Source organism: Arthrobacter sp. 9AX (genome assembly GCF_902506095.1).
In the GTDB taxonomy this organism is placed as follows: Bacteria; Actinomycetota; Actinomycetes; order Actinomycetales; family Micrococcaceae; genus Arthrobacter.
Genome location: NZ_LR733293.1, coordinates 2825118 through 2843706, shown reverse-complemented (window position 1 = coordinate 2843706; position 18589 = coordinate 2825118). Strand labels below are relative to the sequence as shown.

General features: G+C 67.6%; 19 protein-coding genes. 16 read left to right on the top strand and 3 right to left on the bottom strand.

Annotated elements, in window-relative coordinates; all coding sequences use genetic code 11:
- Positions 1-3: 3 nt before the first annotated feature.
- Complete coding sequence (locus BACI348_RS13110) at positions 4-804, top strand: alpha/beta hydrolase (RefSeq protein WP_159826438.1); 801 nt, start codon at positions 4-6, stop codon at positions 802-804.
- A gap of 13 nt (positions 805-817) precedes the next feature.
- Here BACI348_RS13110 and BACI348_RS13105 read toward each other — a convergent pair whose 3' ends face one another.
- Positions 818-2125, bottom strand: a complete 1308-nt coding sequence (locus tag BACI348_RS13105) for an AI-2E family transporter (RefSeq protein ID WP_159826436.1) — start codon at positions 2123-2125, stop codon at positions 818-820.
- Positions 2126-2315: 190 nt separating this feature from the next.
- Here BACI348_RS13105 and BACI348_RS13100 point away from each other — a divergent pair, with 190 nt between their 5' ends.
- The 9 genes from BACI348_RS13100 (at position 2316) to BACI348_RS13060 (ending at position 11934) form a co-directional block, all read left to right on the top strand.
- Positions 2316-4016: a DUF8094 domain-containing protein gene (locus BACI348_RS13100; protein WP_201298424.1), complete on the top strand. Its 1701-nt coding sequence runs from the start codon at positions 2316-2318 to the stop codon at positions 4014-4016.
- Between the two features lie 51 nt (positions 4017-4067).
- The gene (locus BACI348_RS13095) at positions 4068-5045 is read left to right on the top strand and encodes a tetratricopeptide repeat protein (RefSeq protein WP_159826434.1); all 978 of its coding nucleotides are present in this window, start codon (positions 4068-4070) and stop codon (positions 5043-5045) included.
- Positions 5045-6142, top strand: coding sequence for an NADH:flavin oxidoreductase/NADH oxidase (locus BACI348_RS13090; RefSeq protein WP_159826432.1), 1098 nt, complete (start codon positions 5045-5047; stop codon positions 6140-6142). Before BACI348_RS13095 ends, BACI348_RS13090 begins: the two co-directional genes overlap by 1 nt.
- A gap of 14 nt (positions 6143-6156) precedes the next feature.
- Positions 6157-6444, top strand: a complete 288-nt coding sequence (locus tag BACI348_RS13085; protein WP_159826430.1) for a DUF3253 domain-containing protein — start codon at positions 6157-6159, stop codon at positions 6442-6444.
- A 106-nt stretch (positions 6445-6550) separates the two neighbouring features.
- Complete coding sequence (locus BACI348_RS13080) at positions 6551-7345, top strand: ABC transporter ATP-binding protein (RefSeq protein WP_159826428.1); 795 nt, start codon at positions 6551-6553, stop codon at positions 7343-7345.
- On the top strand, positions 7327-8898 hold the full coding sequence (locus BACI348_RS13075) for a transporter (protein WP_159826426.1): 1572 nt from the start codon (positions 7327-7329) through the stop codon (positions 8896-8898). Before BACI348_RS13080 ends, BACI348_RS13075 begins: the two co-directional genes overlap by 19 nt.
- A 20-nt stretch (positions 8899-8918) precedes the next feature.
- Positions 8919-9701, top strand: coding sequence for a glucosamine-6-phosphate deaminase (gene nagB, locus BACI348_RS13070; RefSeq protein ID WP_159826424.1), 783 nt, complete (start codon positions 8919-8921; stop codon positions 9699-9701).
- Between the two features lie 119 nt (positions 9702-9820).
- Complete coding sequence (locus tag BACI348_RS13065) at positions 9821-10153, top strand: DUF3039 domain-containing protein (RefSeq protein WP_370455872.1); 333 nt, start codon at positions 9821-9823, stop codon at positions 10151-10153.
- Complete coding sequence (locus BACI348_RS13060) at positions 10153-11934, top strand: DEAD/DEAH box helicase (RefSeq protein ID WP_159826422.1); 1782 nt, start codon at positions 10153-10155, stop codon at positions 11932-11934. Before BACI348_RS13065 ends, BACI348_RS13060 begins: the two co-directional genes overlap by 1 nt.
- Before the next feature lie 58 nt (positions 11935-11992).
- Here the strand turns inward: BACI348_RS13060 and BACI348_RS13055 are convergent, their stop codons facing one another.
- Entirely contained in the window at positions 11993-12631 is a 639-nt protein-coding gene (locus tag BACI348_RS13055; protein WP_159826420.1) for an isochorismatase family protein, read from the bottom strand.
- Complete coding sequence (locus BACI348_RS13050) at positions 12631-13959, bottom strand: nicotinate phosphoribosyltransferase (protein WP_159826418.1); 1329 nt, start codon at positions 13957-13959, stop codon at positions 12631-12633. Before BACI348_RS13050 ends, BACI348_RS13055 begins: the two co-directional genes overlap by 1 nt.
- Positions 13960-14235: 276 nt before the next feature.
- Here BACI348_RS13050 and clpS point away from each other — a divergent pair, with 276 nt between their 5' ends.
- The 6 genes from clpS to rdgB all read left to right on the top strand — a co-directional run bounded on the left by clpS (position 14236) and on the right by rdgB (position 18584).
- The gene (gene clpS / locus BACI348_RS13045) at positions 14236-14619 is read left to right on the top strand and encodes an ATP-dependent Clp protease adapter ClpS (RefSeq protein ID WP_159826416.1); all 384 of its coding nucleotides are present in this window, start codon (positions 14236-14238) and stop codon (positions 14617-14619) included.
- Complete coding sequence (locus BACI348_RS13040; RefSeq protein WP_159826414.1) at positions 14612-15178, top strand: DUF2017 domain-containing protein; 567 nt, start codon at positions 14612-14614, stop codon at positions 15176-15178. The genes clpS and BACI348_RS13040 overlap by 8 nt, the downstream gene beginning before the upstream one ends.
- A gap of 123 nt (positions 15179-15301) precedes the next feature.
- Positions 15302-16297, top strand: a complete 996-nt coding sequence (gene murI / locus BACI348_RS13035) for a glutamate racemase (protein ID WP_159826412.1) — start codon at positions 15302-15304, stop codon at positions 16295-16297.
- Positions 16294-17091 (top strand): MBL fold metallo-hydrolase, encoded by a 798-nt coding sequence (locus BACI348_RS13030; RefSeq protein ID WP_159826410.1) that lies wholly within the window; start codon positions 16294-16296, stop codon positions 17089-17091. Before murI ends, BACI348_RS13030 begins: the two co-directional genes overlap by 4 nt.
- 60 nt (positions 17092-17151) lie before the next feature.
- Positions 17152-17910 carry a ribonuclease PH gene (gene rph / locus BACI348_RS13025; protein WP_159826408.1) on the top strand — a complete coding sequence of 253 codons (759 nt, stop codon included), beginning with the start codon at positions 17152-17154 and terminating at the stop codon, positions 17908-17910.
- Complete coding sequence (rdgB, locus tag BACI348_RS13020) at positions 17907-18584, top strand: RdgB/HAM1 family non-canonical purine NTP pyrophosphatase (protein ID WP_159826406.1); 678 nt, start codon at positions 17907-17909, stop codon at positions 18582-18584. Before rph ends, rdgB begins: the two co-directional genes overlap by 4 nt.
- Positions 18585-18589: the final 5 nt, after the last annotated feature.

Sequence of the window (18589 nt, the reverse complement as noted above, 5' to 3'; positions counted from 1 at the left end):
GGCATGACTTTTGATCCGGCGTCGTATGAATTCAGCCAGTCCACCGGCCCCACTCCCATCCGTGCCTCCACTGTCCTGCCCGCAAAGCGGGAAAACGTGGAGCTGCAGACAGCGGACGGGCACACCCTGGTGGGTGAGCTGGCCCTGCCGGAGTCCGGCCCGGTCAAGGCCACGCTGATCACGCTGCACCCCCTGCCCACGCACGGCGGCTTTATGGATTCGCACGTCTACCGCAAGGCGTCCTACCGGCTGCCGGCCTTGGCCGGGATCGCTGTGCTCCGCTTCAACACCCGCGGCACGGAGTCCCCCCGCGGCACGAGCTCGGGCGCGTTCGAGGAGGGCATCGGGGAGCAGCATGACGTGGAGGCGGCAGTCCGCTTCGCCGTCGAACGCGGCCTGCCGAACCGCTGGCTGGTGGGCTGGTCCTTCGGCACTGAGCTGGCCCTGATGTACGGTGCGGTTGAGCCGGTGGCGTCGGAGATTGAGGGTGCCATCCTGCTCTCGCCGCCGCTGCACCGGGCCAAGGACTCCCACCTTGAGCAGTGGGCCCGGTCCGGCAAACCGCTCAAGGTGCTGGTGCCCGAGCATGATGACTACCTGCAGCCCGAGGCTGCGTCGCAGCGCTTCAGCCTGGTGCCGCAGGCCAGCGTTGTTGGCGTCAAGGGTGCTAAACACCTGTGGGTCGGGGAGAAGTACGCCGGGCGCGTGCTGAACGAGATTGTGCACGAGGTCACCGGCGCAGGCCCGGCGGAAGACGCCATTCCGCAGGAGTGGGACGGGCCGGTGGCCAGCGCGCCGGCCTAGTGCCCGTGCAGGTTCAGTGCTTGTCCTGCCGGACGATGTAGATCTCCTTGATCAGCAGCAGGATGGCGGCAGCGGTGGGAATGGCGATCAGGGCACCGAGGACCCCCAGCAGGCTGCCGCCGGCAATAACCGAGATGACAGCCACCGCTCCCGGAACGGCCACGGCCTTCTGCATGATGCGCGGCGAGATGAAGTACGCCTCGAACTGCAGGTAGGCGAAGTAGCAGATGCCGTAAAGCGTGGCTGTCTGCCAGCCCACCGTGAGGGCAACGAGGACCACCACCACACCGGCGATCATGGCCCCGACCAGGGGGATAAAGGCGAGCAGCGCCACCACGAACGCCAGCAGCAGGGCGAACGGGACGCCCACGATGGACATCACGATGAAGGCGAACGTGGCATTGAGCGCGGCCACGCAGGCCTGCCCGATGACGTAGTTGCCCACCGACTTGGTGATTTCCTCGGACAGGGCCTCCACCCGGTGGCGCCTGGAGCGCGGAGCCAGCCGGTAGCCCCACTTCTTCATGGCCGGCAGCGCCGCCAGGAAGTACAGGCTGAGTACCAGGACAATCAGGGCGCCGAACAAACCGTTCGCCACCGTGGATCCGAACCCCACTACTCCGCCCGCGATCCCGCCCATGGCCTCGGGGTCGTTGACGAACTTGTTCACTTCCTCGGCTATCCTGTCGCGGACGCCGAACTGGTCATCCAGGGTACGGAACAGGTCCGAGTTCATAAAGTCCCTGACCCAGATGGGCGCCTGCTCCACGATCTCGGTGACCTGCTCCACGATGGTGGGAATCAGGGTGGCAAAGAAGCCGACGACGCCGACCACCAGCACGCTGACGGACACCAGGATGCCGGCCGGGCGGGGAATCCTCCGGCGCTCCAGCCACCCGACCACCGGTTCAAGGCCGAGCGCGATGAAAAGCGCCGCGACAATCCATAGCAGCAGCTGCGTGGTGTGGGAGCCGATCCAGTAGACCAGCAGCGCCACGCCCACGCCCACAGTGCCCATAAAGCCCATGTAGAGCGGGTGCTGGGGCGACATCCGGGGGCCGGGATCACCGAACTGGGGGCGGGGCACACCGTCCGGGTCCTCGCTGGATTCCTCCTGCTGCAGGTACTCCGGCGGCATCTCGAACCTGAGCCGCGGCTGGGCCCCCGGCAGCGGCTGGCGCAGGCGGCGGACCACCATCACGAGGGCAGCGCCCGGTCCCCTCCGGGGTGCCGGCGCAGGCTCCTGCGACGCCTTGGCCGAAGGCTCTGCGCCCTCCGGATTCTCGTATGCCGCGGAGGACTCGTCCGTCTTGTCAGTCACTGAAATGTGGGCCTGTTCGATGCGTGGCGCCGCTGCTGCGGGCCGGTGTGATGATCATCGCAAACACTATCAGCAGCCTTGTCAACACCCGCTGAGGGCCCTTCCCGGGCGGCGGCCGCGGGCACCGTTCTGGCCATCGATCCCTGGGCCTGGTAACAAAACGGTTACTATTGAACCTAAACCCCCGCTGATGATAGGTGTTCCCTTGCGTTTAAAGACTGCAGTCGCACTCGTGCTGCTCGGCCTCCTGACACTGCTGGCCGGCATCGGCCAGAGAACCATCTGGGCCCCTTCCGAGACGTTCACGGCCTCTGCGCCGGCTGATGCCCAGGCAGCGCCGCTGACCGTCATAGACGAAAAGCTGCGGACCCTGCACGGCGGAACCGTCAAAATCACCGTGGAAGGCGACGGCAACTTCCTGCTCGCGGCAGGCCGCCCCGACGACGTGGACGCCTGGGTGGGCCAGACAGCGCACAACACCGTGACGGGGGTTTCCGAGGACGGCAAGTCCCTCCAGGTTGAGCATGCCGACGGCGAGGCCACTTCGCCGAGCCCTGCCGGCTCGGATCTTTGGGTATCCACGGAGAACGCAAGCGGCGAACTGGAGTACTCCTGGACACCGCCGGCCGACGGCGACTGGACGCTCCTGCTGGCCGCGGACGGCACCCAGCCGGCGCCCGCCTCCATCTCCATGACGTTCCCGAACGATACCTCCACGCCGTGGGCCATCCCGCTGATGGTGCTGGGCTCGCTCCTGATCCTTGGCGGCATCGCACTGGCCCTGCTCCCGGCACGCAAGGGCGACGGTGAAGGCGACGGCCAGGGCAGCGGCTTTGCCCAGCGTGCGCGAGTCCGCGCCGAAGCCCGCTCATCCTCCCGCCTGGGCATGGTGGCCGCCGGCGTGGTAACCGTCGCCGTGGTGGCCGGTGCCGGTACCGCCGCCACCGCCGCATCGCCGGCGCCCTCATCGGACCCTGCAGGGTCCGCCGCCCCGCAGCAGCAGGCCGCCTCGCCGGTCCTGCTCGATGCCCAGTTCCGCCGGATCCTGGAGCAGGTCTCCAGCGCGGCCGATGCCGGTGATGCAGCCAAGGACGCCGCCAAGCTCGCCGAGCGCGTGGGCGGAACCGAACTTGAGGTGCGGACGCAGAACTACAAGATCCGCTCCCAGGTGGCATCCTACGAGGCACGCATGCCCGTACGTTCCACCAAGCTCCTCACCACCGTGGTCACCAAGGACCGGGAGTGGCCCCGCTCTGTCCTGGCCGTAACGCAGGGTGACGGCAACGTTGTGCCGCAGTTGCTGACCCTCGTCCAGGCCTCACCGCGCGAGAACTACAAGCTGGTGGAAACCAATCCGCTGCAGCCGGGCACCACCTTCCCCACCATCAACCGTGACGGAACGGAAACCCTCGCCCCCGCTGACAAGAACGGACTGCTCTACAGCGGTGAAGAGGCCATGGCCGGCCTGGCCGACCGGCTCACCACCGCAGATTCCGCCTTCAAGGACAGGCTCGTCGAAGGCGAGTCCTCTCCGTACATCGCCGACACACTGTCCTACCAGGCAGAGGTGGTCAAGGCCGGCGAGAACGGAAACTTCTCGTTCACCCACAAGGTTGTTCCGGAAAGCACCGTGGTGTTCCGGACTGCCGACGGCGGCGCGCTGGTCCTGGGCAGGATCAACTTCGGCTTTGAGGGCACGCCCAAGGCCGCCGGCGACAAACTGACCATCGGTGACGACGCCGCGGCCCTGGCCGGCGGCAAGGAAACCACCACCGGCATGGTGCTCAGCTTTGCCGAATCCATGGCCGTGTATGTTCCGCCCGCAGGATCCAGCGACCCCATGAAGCTCGTGGCCGCAACCCGCGGCCTGGTGGGAGCAACCTTCAAGTAGGCCCCACCTGCAGTACCCCCGGCAGCGGCCGGAGTGGCTAAAGTGGAAAGCATGAGTTCGCCAGCTTCCCGCCCAGTCCCTCCTGCCGCTGCCAGCCTGCTTAACCTGCGCGGCGCCGTCGACCTTTCCTCGCTGAAGCAGCCCCGCCCAGCGACGCCCGCCGTGCCGTCCGGAACCCCCGGAGCGGAACCCGGTGCGGCTCCCGGCGGTCCCGAACTGAAGGTCAACGTCACAGAAGGCAACTTCCAGCAGCTGGTGGAACTCTCGGCACAGGTGCCGGTGGTTTTCGCCCTCTGGGCCTCATATTCGCCGGAGTCGGCCGGCATGCTTGATGTCCTGGGCCGGGTTGTGGACAGCTACGGCGGCCGGCTGGTTCTCGGCGCCGCCGATATCGAAGCGTTCCCGCAGCTTGCCCAGGCCTTCCAGGTGCAGGCGGTGCCCACTGCAGTTGCCGTGGTGAAGGGCCAGCCTGTCCCGCTCTTCCAGGGCGGCGCCGACGAACAGCAGGTCCGCAGCCTCTTTGACGAGCTGCTGAAGGTCGCGGCCGCAAACGGCGTGACGGGCAGCCTCGGCGGGGGAGCCGGCACCGAAGCCGAGCCCGCCCCGCTGCCGCCGCTGCACCAGGCCGCTTTTGACGCCATCGAATCAGGCGACTACGCCGCCGCGGCTGACGCCTACCGCCAGGCCTTGAACGAGATGCCGTCCGACCCCGAGGCGAAGGCGGGGCTGGCCCAGGTGGAGCTGATGCTCAGGCTTCAGCCCCTCACCGCACAGGACAGCGAGGCCGTGCGCACCCAGGCAGCCGACGAACCGGACAACCTGGACGCCCAGCTTGCCGTTGCCGACCTGGACGTGGCCGGCGGGCATGTGGAAGATGCGCTGAACCGGGTGGTCAGCTTCATCGGCAGGAACTTCGGGCCGGAGCGTGAGACTGCCCGCGTCCGCCTGCTGGAGCTGTTCGAAGTGGTGGGAACGTCGGACGAGCGGGTTGCCAAGGCGCGGCAGGCCCTGGCCCGGGTGCTCTTCTAGTGCCAGCACTGTTTGAACCGCTCAAGCTGCGCTCGCTCGAGTTGCAGCACCGCGGTTGGCTCTCGCCCATGTGCCAGTACAGCTGCGATCCCGACGACGCCCCGGGGGTCCCCAACGACTGGCACCTGATGCACCTGGGCTCCTTCGCCGCCGGCGGCGCTGCCCTGATCCTCACCGAGGCGGCCGCCGTGAACGCCGAAGGCAGGATCAGCCCCCGCGACGCCGGCCTCTACAACGATGCCCAGGCGGAGGCCTGGGAACGGATCACCTCCTTTGTGCACCGCCACGGGGCCGCGGACGCGAAGATCGGCGCCCAGCTTGCCCACGCGGGCCGGAAGGCCTCCACGTACTGGCCCTTCTCCGGCCGGCAGGGCAGTGTTCCGGAGTCCGAGGGCGGCTGGCCCACCGTGGGACCCTCGCCTTCCGCGTTCGATGGCTACGCCGTGCCCGCCGAGATGACCGAGGAACAGATCAGGGGAGTCATCAGCGACTTCGCCGCGGCCGCAGTCCGTGCCGTTGACGCCGGATTCGACACCCTGGAGATCCACGGGGCTCACGGCTACCTGCTGCACCAGTTCCAGAGCCCGCTGATCAACGCCCGGACCGATGCGTGGGGCGGGGACGAAGCAGGCCGGAACAGGCTGATGCTGGCGGTGGTGGATGCGGTGCGGGAGGTTATTCCTGATTCGATGCCCCTGCTGCTGAGGATCTCCGCAAGCGACTGGGCCGAGGGCGGGGTGGACCTGGCAGCCTCCGTTCGCCTTGCCCGGCTGGCGCACGAACGCGGTGTGGACCTCATCGATGTTTCCAGCGGTGGAGCAGTGGCCCATCAGCAGATCAAGGCCGGTCCCGGGTACCAGACCGGGTTCTCCGCCGCGATCCGCAGCGAGGCGGGCGTGCCCACCGGAACCGTGGGGCTGCTGACCTCTGCCGGCCAGGCCGAGCACGCCATCGCCACCGGCCAGGCCGACGGCGTTTTCATAGCCCGGGCGGCCCTGCGGGACCCGCACTGGTGGTTGCGCGCAGCGTTTGAACTGGGCCACAACATCGCGTGGGTGCCGCAGTATGAGCGCGCCGTGCCGCGCCGGACTTTCTGACAGTAGGGTGTGTGATGGCCGGCGGGCGGGATGAGGGGGCGCAAGCCCAAGGCGGCACCCTGGGCCAGCGGTTGGAGGCCAGCATCCTGGCGCTCCTGGCGGCCCGGGCACCCACGTCCACCATCTGCCCGTCCGATGCCGCACGCGACGTCGGTGACGAAAACTGGCGGGAACTGATGGAACCTGCCCGCCAGGCGGCGCGGCGGCTGGTGGACGCCGGCGAGGTGGAGATCACCCAGGGCGGCTCGGTGGTTGATCCGTCCGCCGCCAAAGGCCCCATCCGCATCCGCAAGGCGCGGTAGTCCCGGACCGGTCCATGAGCAGTCGTCCGGAAGGGCAGTTCTAAGCCTTTCTTACTACTCCTGCAGGAGGACCCCGTTGCCGCAGCCCGAGGACTAGTCTGGCTTCATGACTGCTCAGCAACCTGGCCCGGCAGGGCCTGACGGCCCCGTCGCCGCCCTTTCGATCCGCGGACTGGCCAAGCGCTTTGGACAGAAGATTGCGGTGGACGGACTCAGCCTGGAGGTGCCGGCGGGTTCCTTCTTCGGGATCGTGGGCCCGAACGGAGCCGGCAAGACCACCACCCTCTCAATGGCCACCGGGCTGTTGCGCCCCGACTTCGGCACAGCCGTGGTGCATGGGGTGGACGTCTGGGCCCGGCCCCTGGAGGCCAAGCGCCTGATGGGGATCCTGCCCGACGGCGTGCGGCTGTTCGACCGGCTCACCGGTGAACAGCTGGTAACGTACGCCGGCCTGTTGCGCGGCATGGACAAGGACGTGGTGGCCAGCCGCGTGGGCGAGTTGCTGGCAGCCCTGGACCTGGCACAGGACGCAGGGACCCTGGTGGTTGACTACTCCGCCGGCATGACTAAAAAGATCGCCCTGGCGTCCGCGTTGATCCACGCGCCCCGGCTGCTCGTGCTGGACGAACCCTTTGAAGCAGTCGATCCGGTTTCAGCCTCCAACATCCGCTCCATCCTGGACAGCTACGTGGCCTCGGGCGGGACGGTCATCGTCTCCAGCCACGTGATGGACCTGGTGCAGCGCATGTGCGACCACGTTGCCGTGGTGGCTGCGGGCCGGCTGCTGGCGGCCGGCACCGTGGACGAGGTGCGGGCCGGGGCATCACTGGAAGACCGATTCGTCCAGCTGGTGGGCGGCCGCAGCCGTACGGAGGGGCTGAAATGGTTGCGCACCTTCTAAGGCTCAAGCTGACGCTGCTGCGCAACGGCCTGCGCCGCAGCCCCTGGCAGCTGGTGGGCATGGCCTTTGCCGGGCTTTATGCGCTGGGACTGGTGGCCACGCTGGTGCTGGTGCTGGTGCTGCTGCGCCGTGCTGACCACGAGCTGGTCCAGACAGCCGTGGTCCTTGGCGGAGCGGCGGCCATCCTCGGCTGGGGAATCATTCCGGTGGTTGCGTCAGCCACGGACATGACCCTCGATCCTGCCCGCTTCACCACCTTCGCCATTCCCATGAAGCAGATGCTGGCCGGGCTGGCGCTGGGCGGGCTGATCGGCATTCCGGGCCTCGCCACAACGCTGGTGGCACTGTCCACGGTGGTGACCTGGTCCCGCGGGGTGTTGCCCGCGCTCGCAGCCCTCATCGGTGCCGTGCTGGGTGTCTTGACCTGCATTGTGCTGTCCAAGGTGGTGACCACCGCAACGGCAAGCCTGGCCGCCTCCCGGCGCTTCAAGGACGTCAGCGCCATCGCGTTTATGGTGCCCCTGGTCCTCCTCGGCCCGATAGTGGCGGGGGTGGGTCGGGGAATCTCCGCCTCTGCCGGCTTCCTGCCGGAATTTGCGCAGACGGTGTCGTGGACTCCGCTGGGCGCCCCGTGGGCCATCGCCGGAGACCTCGATGCCGGGCAGCCGGGACAGGCTGCCCTGAAGCTGATGATCTCCGTTGCGGTCCTTGCCGGGCTTGCCTGGTGCTGGAAGCTGCTGCTCGAGCGGGCCCTGGTCAATCCGCCCTACTCGGGCAGCGGCAAACGCAAAGGTGGAAAGCTGGGACTGTTCGGTCTCCTGCCCGCCGTTCCAGCCGGCGCCGTGATGGCCCGGTCCCTCACTTACTGGATCCGTGATCCCCGCTACTCCGGCTCGCTCATCGTGGTACCGCTGCTCCCGGTGCTGTTGGTGTTCCAGGGAAGCCAGACCGGTGACTTCGGCACTCTTGCTGCCCTTGCCCCGCTGACCGCGTTCATCCTCGCCTGGTCCATCTCTGCCGACGTCTCCTACGACAACACTGCCTTCGCACTGCACCTGGCCAGCGGAGTCCGCGGCGTGGACGACAGGCTGGGCCGCGCCCTTGCCTGCCTGGCCTTCGCGCTGCCGGTGGTCCTGGTGTTCGCGATCGGCCATTCCGCCGTGAGCAGCGACTGGGCACCTCTGCCCGGCCAGCTGGGGCTGAGCCTGGGGATCCTCTTCACCGGCGTGGGATTGTCCTCCGTGGTCTCGGCCCGCTACACGGTGGCCGTTCCGCTGCCGGGGGACAGCCCCTTCAAGAAGCCGCCGGGCAACGTGGGCCAGACGCTGGCCGTGCAGTTTGCCGGAATGGGAATCCTGTTTGTCCTGGTCCTGCCCGAAGCGGCGCTCCTGGTGGCCCAGCTCGTCACCGGCAACAGCCTTTTCGGCTGGCTGAACCTTGCCGCGGGGCTCCTCCTGGGGCTTGGACTCCTGGTGGCCGGTGTAAAGCTGGGCGGCAAATGGCTGGATGCCCGGGGTCCCGAGCTGCTGGCCCAGGTCACCGTCAACCGCTGAAAACCCCCGGAAGGAACAGCATGGAAGTCGTTATCCTCAGCGGCAGCAAACAGATCGGCAAGCTGGCGGCCGACGCCATCGAGGAGCTGGTCCGGCGGAAGCCGGACGCCGTCCTGGGCCTGGCCACAGGTTCCTCGCCCTTGCCCACCTACGATGAGCTGGCGGCCCGGCACGAGCGGGACGGCCTGGACTTCAGCCGGACGCAGGGGTTTGCCCTGGACGAATATGTTGGCCTTCCGGCCGGCCATCCCGAGTCCTACCGCGAAGTCATCCGGCGCGAATTCACCAACCGGGTGAACATCGCCCCGGAAAACGTCCACGGCCCCGACGGAACGGCCACGGACATCCCGGCCGCCTGCCGTGCCTACGAGGAATCCATCGCGGCAGCGGGCGGCATCGACCTGCAGCTCCTGGGCGTGGGCACCGACGGCCATATCGGCTTCAACGAGCCGGGATCTTCCTTTGCCTCCCGCACGCGGATCAAGAGCCTGATCGAACAGACACGCCGGGACAACGCCCGGTTCTTCAGCAGCCTGGCCGAGGTCCCGCACCATGTCCTCACCCAGGGCCTGGGCACCATCATGGAGGCCCGGCATGTGATCCTGGTGGCAACGGGGGCGCAAAAAGCGCAGGCTGTCCGCGACTTCGTCGAAGGTCCGGTGGCTGCCATCTGCCCGGCGTCGGTGCTGCAGTTCCACCCGCATGCCACCGTCCTGCTGGACGAGGCGGCCGCCTCGGCCCTGAAACTGGCGGATTTCTACCGCCACACCTACGACAACAAGCCTGCCTGGCAAGGCCTCTGACCGCGGTTCCGGCAGCCTGGCAACCACGGGAGAAGTACGACGGCGGGAGGTTCGACGGCGGCGGGGCGGGAGCCTCCGGCGTCGAACGTCCGCCCTCCGGAACGGCTAAGATGGATCGCATGACTAGCATGACGGACCCTCTCGACAACGACCCGATGCGTGAGCTTTCCGGGGCTGGATCGTCCACAGCCACCATTGAGCGCGAAGAACTGCGCCAAGAGGTGGAACCCGGGGACCGGGAGCGCTTTTCGCACTATGTGCGCAAGGAAAAGATCATGGAGTCCGCGCTGACAGGTGAGCCTGTCATCGCCTTGTGCGGCAAGGTCTGGACGCCCGGCCGGGATCCGCAGAAGTTCCCGGTATGCCCGATGTGCAAAGAGGTCTATGACGGCCTCCGCCCGGGCAACGACGGCGGCAAGGGTCCCGGAGGGGACTCAGGCAACAACAAGTAGTGACGGAGACGCTCTTTGGCGGCCCCACCCTGCCTCCGGCTTATCCGGAACGTGCAGCCTGGGGAACCGCCCCGAAACTCCGTGCCTGGCAGCAGGAAGCCCTGGACCTCTACCTGAGGACTAGTCCCAGGGACTTCCTGGCCGTGGCAACGCCCGGCGCGGGTAAGACCACCTTCGCACTCCGGATCGCGTCCACGCTGATCGACTCCGGCGCCGTCAACCGCGTGACCATCGTTGCGCCCACGGACCACCTCAAGCGCCAATGGGCGGATGCGGCGGCCAAAGTGGGCATCGCCATCGACCCCAACTTCAAGAATTCCGACGGCCAGCACGGCCGCGGCTTCATCGGCGTCGCTGTCACGTACGCCCAGGTGGCCAGCAAACCGATGCTGCACCGGGCTAAAACCGAGGCCGCGCGAACACTGGTGATCCTGGACGAAATCCACCACGGCGGCGAGGCACTGTCCTGGGGCGACGGCCTGCGTGAGGCCTTCGACCCCGCGGCGCGCAGGCTGTCCCTGACCGGTACCCCGTTCCGCTCGGACACCTCTCCCATTCCGTTTGTGGAGTACGCCGAGGACCGGGACGGCATCCGGCGCTCCAAAGCGGATTACACCTACGGCTACGGCAATGCCCTGCGGGACCACGTGGTCCGGCCGGTGATGTTTATGGCCTACTCCGGCCAGATGCGCTGGCGGACCAGTGCCGGCGAGGAAATGGCGGCGTCCCTTGGCGAGTCCGCGGTGACCAAGGACATCACCTCCCACGCCTGGCGGACCGCGTTGAACCCGGCCGGCGAATGGATTCCGGCCGTCCTCGCCGGTGCCGACAAGCGGCTCAGCGAAGTGCGGCGGACCGTGCCGGACGCCGGCGGACTGGTCATCGCCACCGACCACGAGGACGCCCGGGCCTATGCGGGGCAGCTGAAAAAGATCACCGGGCAATCACCCACCGTCATCCTGTCCGATGACGCGAAGGCCTCCAGCAAGATCGAGGAGTTCTCCGCAGGCGAACAGCGCTGGATGGTGGCCGTCCGGATGGTGTCTGAAGGCGTGGACGTCCCGCGGCTGTCCGTCGGTGTGTACGCAACCTCCACGTCCACCCCGCTGTTCTTCGCCCAGGCCGTGGGCCGCTTCGTGCGTGCCCGCAAAAGGGGCGAGACGGCGTCGGTCTTCCTGCCCTCGGTGCCCCAACTTATGGCGCTGGCCAACTCCATGGAGGCCGAACGGGACCATGCCCTGGACCGGCCGGAGAAGGAGGACGGGGACGGGCTGTTCAACCCCGAAGACTCGCTGATGGACGAGGCCAACCGCGAGGAGAAGGCTTCCGACAGCCTGACCAAGGGCAAGTTTGAGGCCCTGGACTCGCAGGCGTCCTTCGACCGTGTCCTGTTCGACGGCGGCGAGTTCGGGACCGGCGGTGAGGTGGGCTCCGAGGAGGAACTGGACTTCCTGGGCATTCCCGGGCTCCTGGACGCCGAACAGGTGGGCACCCTGCTGCGCCAGCGCCAGCATGAGCAGCTCAACCGGAAAAACCGGCGTGCGCCCGCGGCCGCGGAAGCCCCGGCGCCGGCGGTTCCGGACCACAGGATGCTAATGGAACTCCGGAACGAGCTGGCCAAGAACGTCGCTGCGTGGTCAGCCCGTACCGGTACGCCGCACGGAGTGGTGCACACCAAGCTGCGCACCGTGTGCGGCGGTCCGCCGGTAGCCCAGGCAAACGAGGAACAGCTGCAGTCCCGCCTGCGGAAGCTTCAGGACTGGTTCGTCGGCAGGAAATGACAGGCAAACGGATGTGGCCCGGTGCAGAGCACCGGGCCACATCCGTTTGTACGGGCGTTTAGCCGACGTCCACGCCGCCCAGTTCCAGCTCGGCGATGGTGTCCTCAAGGTCCTCCGCGATTCCCGCCGTCAAAGAACGGATGACCGTCACGGAGTAACCCGCCTGCACGGCATCGAGGGATGTGGCCTTGACGCAGTAGTCAGTGGCGATGCCCACCACCACAACGTCCTCCACGTCATTGCTCTGGAGCCAGTCGTCCAGGCCGATGGCGTCTTCAGCGGCGGCATATCTTTCCGGGTTTCCCGGACCGGGCAGCGCGCCGGGGTTCCGCTCACCGGTGGGGACTGCGTCCTCGGGCGCCAGCAAGCCCTCAAACCCGGAGTAGGCGGCCGCAAACTGCCCCTTCTGGAAATAGGCCTCGATGTATTCGGTGTCCAGGTCCGGGTGGAGCTCCGCACCGCGGGTCCCGGCCACGCAGTGCGGCGGCCAGCTGTCGACGAAATCAGGGTTCTCGGAGAAGTGGTCCCCGGGATTGATGTGCCAGTCCTGGGTGGCCACGATGTGGTCGAACTCGTTGTGGTGCGCGTCCACGTACTCGCTGATGGCGCCGGCCACGTCCGCGCCGCCGGCGACGGCCAGCGAGCCGCCCTCGCAGAAGTCGTTCTGGACATCAACGATGATCAGGGCCCGGGACATCAGTTCTCCTCGTAAACAGTGGGAATGGCTGCCTCACCCCGCTGGAGGCGGTTGACCACGGCCGGCAGTTCAGCCATGGTTTCGGCGTGCCGGCGCCGGGCACGGACCACGCCTTCATGGCCGGTCCAGCCCGGCATGAGTTCGCCGTTTTTCATAAACTGCTGCAGCAGCGGACGGTCGTTGCCGTCGTCCTCGGGTCGGTGGCCCACCCCAACGACTTCCGCCGTGGCGGTGCCGCGCTCGTTCAGCTTCCGCAGGGCGTATTTCCGGCCGCCCACGCTGGCCTTGTTCTTGGCGGCTTTGGCCACGGACACGAAGTTCCCGTCATCGTCGGTGCGGCTCACCAGCTTGTAGACCATGCTGGCGGTTGGCGCGCCTGATCCCGTGACCAGGGATGTCCCCACGCCGTAGGAATCCACCGGGGCGGACTGGAGCGCTGCGATGGCGAACTCATCCAGGTCCGAGGTGACCACGATCTTGGTGTTCTCGTTGCCCAGGTGGTCCAGGAGCTGGCGCACCCATTGGGCCTGCGCCACGAGGTCGCCGGAGTCCAGCCGGACCGCGCCCAGGCTGGGACCCGCAAGGTCGACGGCGGCACGCACGGCCGCTTCGACGTCGTACGTATCTACCAGGAGCGACGTCCCCTCGCCGAGGGACGCTATCTGTGCCTCGAAGGCATCGCGCTCGGTGTCGTGCAGGAGGGTGAAGGAGTGGGCGGCAGTGCCCACTGTCTTGACCCCGTAGCGGATGCCCGCTTCGAGGTTGGACGTGCTGTCGAAGCCGGCAATGATGGCTGCCCGGGCGGAGGCGGTGGCAGCTTCCTCATGCGTGCGGCGCGAGCCCATCTCGATGCACGGACGGCCGCCGGCGGAGCTGACCATCCTGGATGCGGCGGACGCGATGGCGCTGTCGTGGTTGAGGACCGAGAGGAGGTAGGTCTCCAGCATGCAGGCTTCGGCGAAGGTGGACTCAACGATCAGGATAGGGGAGTACGGGAAGTAGGCTTCGCCCTCGGGGTAGCCCCAGATGTCGCCTGAGAAACGGTAGGACGCCAGGTACTCCAGCGTCTGGTCGTTCACCACGTTGGTGCGGGCCAGGAAATCCAGTTCCGGCTCGCTGAACCGGAAGTTCGCGATGCCCTCCAGCAGCCGGCCGGTGCCCGCCACAATGCCGTACCGCCGGCCGTCCGGGAGCCGGCGGGCAAAGGCCTCGAACACCGACTTGCGGTGCGCGGCGCCCGAATGCAGCGATGCCTGCAGCATGGTCAGCTCGTAGTGGTCTGTGTAAAAGGACGTGCGGGGATGGTCCCAGCCGGCAGAGGTGCTCACGAAAATCACTCTAGTCCCCACCGGCTCCCACGTCTCGCTGCGCTTCGCCGCGGGGCCCTCGCCGGCGTGGCCCCACCCACCGGCTCCCACGTCTCTCTGCGCTTCGCCGCGGGGCCCTCGCCGGCGTGGCCCCACCCACCGGCTCCCACGTCTCGCTGCGCTTCGCCGCGGGGCCCTCGCCGGCGTGGCCCCACCCACCGGCTCCCACGTCTCGCTGCGCTTCGCTGCGGGGCCCCGCAGCGAGGCGTGGCCCCTCCCAGCCCATAGAATGGACAGATGACCTTAAGCGTTGCGCTCGGCCCTGATACGCAAGAGGGCACCCGGACCGGCACTGCGGAGTCCACCGACTTCCTGGCCGCACCGGACATCCCCTGGAACCTGGTGATCTGGAACGACCCCGTTAATCTCATGAGCTACGTCAGCTACGTGTTCCAAAGCTACTTCGGCTACTCGGAAACCAAAGCGAACAAGCTCATGATGGAGGTCCACAAAAAAGGCCGCTCGATCGTTGCCTCCGGCAGCAAGGAACAGGTGGAGCGGCACGCGGTGGCCATGCACGGCTTCGGACTGTGGGCCACGGTGGAGAAGGCAAGCGGCGGACCGGGCGGCAATTCAGGGAAGTCCGGCGGGTCCGGCCAGGGTAAGGGGAAACGTGGCTAAGGCGTTCAAATACGGACTCAAGGGCATCACCGGCTACCTGGAACCCACCGAACGGGAGTTGCTGCGCAGCCTGATCGACGACGTCATCTCCATGCTCCAGCCGGAGGAACGCGAGGGCCAGGACCCGCTGGCGGCCATGATCGGCCTCGACATGGACGTTGCCGAGCCCACGGACAGGGCAGTCAAGCGCCTCCTTCCCAACGTGGTGAAGAACGACGGCGCCGCGTCCCTTGAGTTCCGCCAGCTCACCGAGCGTTCGCTGCGGGAGACAAAAATCGGCGCCCTCCGGGCGGCGGCGCTGGATCTGGACAAGGACGAAATCGTCCTGACGCCCGAGGGTGCCCGGCACTGGTCCATGGCGCTGAACGATGTCCGGCTGGTCCTGGCGGAGCGGCTGGACATCCAGGACGAGGAGGACGCCGAACACGTCCACCTGATGCAGGACTGGTCCCAGGCCGAGGATGTGGAGAGCTACCTGGCCCTGGTCTACAACTTCGCCACCTGGCTCCAGGAGTCGCTGGTCCAGGCCATGCTGCAGTCGCTGGACACGCGCCGTTGAGCGGTGGCCCCGGCCGTCCCTATGAGCCGTGTGACAAATTAGACATGAGTCGCAGGCCACAACATGATGGCTGAGGCACCGGGGAAGACCTATCCTCGAATAATCATGACAACAGCCTCGAGCATGGATCCGTCAGCTGCCGCAGCGGGGTCCGAAGCCAGCGACCTGCCGGCCGCCGCCGTGGAATCACGGCCCATCGGTGTCTTCGATTCGGGAGTAGGCGGCCTCACGGTGGCCCGCTCCATTATCGACCAGCTCCCCAACGAGTCCATCCTCTATGTCGGGGATACCGCCCACGGGCCCTATGGCCCGTTGCCCATCGCGGAAGTCCGGGCGAACGCCCTGGGCGTGATGGACGAACTGGTGGACTCCGGCGTCAAGCTGCTCACCATAGCCTGCAACTCGGCGTCGGCCGCCGTGCTCCGCGACGCCCGGGAACGGTACACGGCGAAGTACGGCATCCCTGTCATCGAGGTCATCCAGCCGGCCGTGCGGCGTGCCGTAGCCGCGACGCGCACGGGCCGGGTGGGCGTGATCGGCACCTCCGCCACTGTGGGCTCGCGGGCCTACGAGGATACGTTCGCCGCCGCCCCGGATCTGCAGATCACCTCCGTGGCCTGCCCGGAGTTCGTCAGCTACGTCGAGGCCGGAATAACCACCGGCCCCGCCCTGCTGGCGGTGGCGGAGGAATACCTTGCCCCGCTCAAGGCCGCCGGTGTGGACACCGTGGTCCTGGGCTGCACGCACTACCCGCTGCTGACGGGCGTCATTTCCTACGTCATGGGTGGGGACGTAACCCTGGTATCCAGCGCGGAGGAAACCGCCAAGGACGTCTACCGTGCCCTGGCCACCCATGACCTCCAGCGCACGGACGGCACTCCGCCCGAACACCACTTCGTAGCCACCGGCGACGCCGCCCAGTTCGAGGCGCTGGCCCGCAGGTTCCTGGGCCCGGAGGTCCTCTCGGTCCGGCACGTGGATCACGTGGCCGCCCAGTATCCCACGGGCAGCCTGGCACGTATCACCCCGGAAATGATCGCGGCGGCGCAGCGCGGCGGCACCCGTTCCCGGATCTCCAACTTTGTGGGCAGCTCCGTCACCGGGGGTCCCGGCCAGTGAAGCTCACCATCGTTGGCTGCACGGGGTCCTTTCCGGGACCCGGTTCCCCCGCGTCGTGCTACCTGCTGACGGCACACGACGGCGAGCGGACCTGGAAAGTTGTCATGGACCTGGGCAGCGGCGCGCTGGGCGCCATCCAGCGGTATACCGACCTGGAAGACATCGACGCGATCTTCCTCACCCACCTGCACCCCGACCACTGCATGGACCTCTGTGGGCTGCACGTTGCGGTCCGCTGGAAGCCCGGCGGCTGGGGCAGAGGTCGGATTCCGGTGTGGGGACCGGCCGCTACGGCAGACCGGATGGCTACCGCCTACGGCCTGGAGCTGGACCCGGGCATGCACGAGGAATTCGACTTCACTAACTGGGCTGAGCGCGAGCCGGTCACCGTGGGGCCGTTCACCGTGACCCCGTTTGCCGTAAACCACCCGATCGAGGAGTGCTATGCACTCCGGGTGGAAGTGGTGGAGCCGGACAAGCAAGGCAACCGGATCGCCAAGACCCTGACGTACTCCGGCGACACGGATTCCTGTGCCGCCCTGGAGGAGGCCGCCAAGGACGCTGACCTCTTCCTCTGCGAGGCAGCGTTCGAGGAAGGCCGCGATGACGCCATCAAGGACGTCCACCTCACCGGAAAGCGGGCCGGCGAAGCAGGTGCCGCAGCCGGTGCGCGCCGGCTCCTGCTCACCCACATACCGGTATGGACGTCCCCCGCCACCGTGATGGCGGAAGCCCGTCCGGTGTTTGGCGGCGACGTTGCCGTTGCCGTGGCCGGCGTGCACTACACCATCTAGGCGCTTCGCTGCGGCTCTTGCCCGGAACATCGGCGGGCCCGCAGTGGATAAGCTAATGGCATGACTTCTGAAGCAACTGCACTGCCCATCGTGCGCGCAGACGGCCGCGCCCCGGACCAGCTCCGGCCCATCAGCATCACCCGTGGATGGTCCAACCAGGCTGAAGGCTCGGCCCTGATCGAGTTCGGCAACACCCGGGTCCTGTGCACCGCTTCGCTCACCCCGGGAGTTCCCCGCTGGCTCAAGGGCGAGGGCCGCGGCTGGGTCACCGCCGAATACGCCATGCTGCCGCGTGCCACCAACACCAGATCCGACCGCGAATCCGTCAAGGGCAGGATTGGCGGCCGCACACACGAGATCTCCCGGCTCATCGGCCGGTCCCTGCGCTCCATTATCGACACCAAGGCCCTGGGCGAAAACACCATTGTGCTGGACTGCGACGTCCTGCAGGCCGACGGCGGCACCCGGACGGCGGCCATCACCGGCGCGTACGTGGCGCTGGCCGACTCCATCCGGTTCGCCCGCGACAACAAACTGATCGCCAAGAACGCGCAGCCCCTTATTGACACCATCGCAGCAGTCTCCGTGGGCATCATCGATGGCGTGCCCATGCTGGACCTGCCCTACGTTGAGGACGTCCGGGCGGAAACCGACATGAACGTGGTGGTCACCGGTTCGGGCAAATTCGTGGAGGTCCAGGGCACTGCCGAGGGCGCACCCTTTGACCGCGCCGAACTGGACCAGCTCCTGGACCTGGCCCTGCTCGGCACCGCCCAGCTTGCCGCCATCCAGCGCGAGACCCTGGCAGATACGCTGTGAGCGCGGCGCCTGCCGCCGCCCCGGGGCAAGGCACGGCTCCGCGCCTGGTCCTGGCCACGCATAACAAGGGGAAGCTCCGGGAGCTCCGAGAGCTGCTGCGCGGGCAGGTGCCCGGGCTCGACGTCGACACCCAGGTGGTGGATGCCGCCGCGGCAGGTGCCCCGGACGTCGTCGAAACGGGTGTGACGTTCGCCGAGAATTCCCTTCTCAAAGCGCGGGCCGTTGCCGAAGCGACAGGCCTGGTGGCCATCGCCGACGATTCCGGCCTTGCCGTTGATGTGATGGGCGGAGCGCCCGGCATTTTCTCGGCCCGGTGGGCGGGGAGACACGGGGACGACGCCGCGAACCTGCGGCTGCTGCTCAACCAGCTCTCCGACGTGCCGGACGCACACCGCGGGGCCGCCTTTGTGTGCGCGGCCGCGCTGGCGGTCCCCGGGACTGCCGGTGATTCGGGGCGTGAAGTGGTGGAGTACGGGCAACTTGAGGGCGTCCTGCTGCGCGAACCCCGCGGTGCCGGCGGGTTCGGATACGACCCCGTGCTGCAGCCGGCGGGGGAGACCCGCAGCTGCGCCGAGCTGTCCGCCGAAGAGAAGAACGCGATCAGCCACCGCGGCAAGGCCTTCCGGTCGCTGTTGCCTGCCATCGTTGCAGCCCTGCAGGAAGCCGATTCCTGACGCTT

Excerpts from the sequence above, each read along its gene's own strand:
- BACI348_RS13110 (WP_159826438.1), top strand. The coding sequence starts at position 4 with ATGACTTTTGATCCGGCGTCGTATGAATTCAGCCAGTCCACCGGCCCC.
- BACI348_RS13100 (WP_201298424.1), top strand. The coding sequence starts at position 2,316 with ATGATAGGTGTTCCCTTGCGTTTAAAGACTGCAGTCGCACTCGTGCTG.
- BACI348_RS13095 (WP_159826434.1), top strand. The coding sequence starts at position 4,068 with ATGAGTTCGCCAGCTTCCCGCCCAGTCCCTCCTGCCGCTGCCAGCCTG.
- BACI348_RS13085 (WP_159826430.1), top strand. The coding sequence starts at position 6,157 with ATGGCCGGCGGGCGGGATGAGGGGGCGCAAGCCCAAGGCGGCACCCTG.
- BACI348_RS13080 (WP_159826428.1), top strand. The coding sequence starts at position 6,551 with ATGACTGCTCAGCAACCTGGCCCGGCAGGGCCTGACGGCCCCGTCGCC.
- BACI348_RS13075 (WP_159826426.1), top strand. The coding sequence starts at position 7,327 with ATGGTTGCGCACCTTCTAAGGCTCAAGCTGACGCTGCTGCGCAACGGC.
- nagB (WP_159826424.1), top strand. The coding sequence starts at position 8,919 with ATGGAAGTCGTTATCCTCAGCGGCAGCAAACAGATCGGCAAGCTGGCG.
- BACI348_RS13065 (WP_370455872.1), top strand. The coding sequence starts at position 9,821 with ATGACTAGCATGACGGACCCTCTCGACAACGACCCGATGCGTGAGCTT.
- BACI348_RS13055 (WP_159826420.1), bottom strand. The coding sequence starts at position 12,631 with ATGTCCCGGGCCCTGATCATCGTTGATGTCCAGAACGACTTCTGCGAG.
- clpS (WP_159826416.1), top strand. The coding sequence starts at position 14,236 with ATGACCTTAAGCGTTGCGCTCGGCCCTGATACGCAAGAGGGCACCCGG.
- murI (WP_159826412.1), top strand. The coding sequence starts at position 15,302 with ATGGATCCGTCAGCTGCCGCAGCGGGGTCCGAAGCCAGCGACCTGCCG.
- rph (WP_159826408.1), top strand. The coding sequence starts at position 17,152 with ATGACTTCTGAAGCAACTGCACTGCCCATCGTGCGCGCAGACGGCCGC.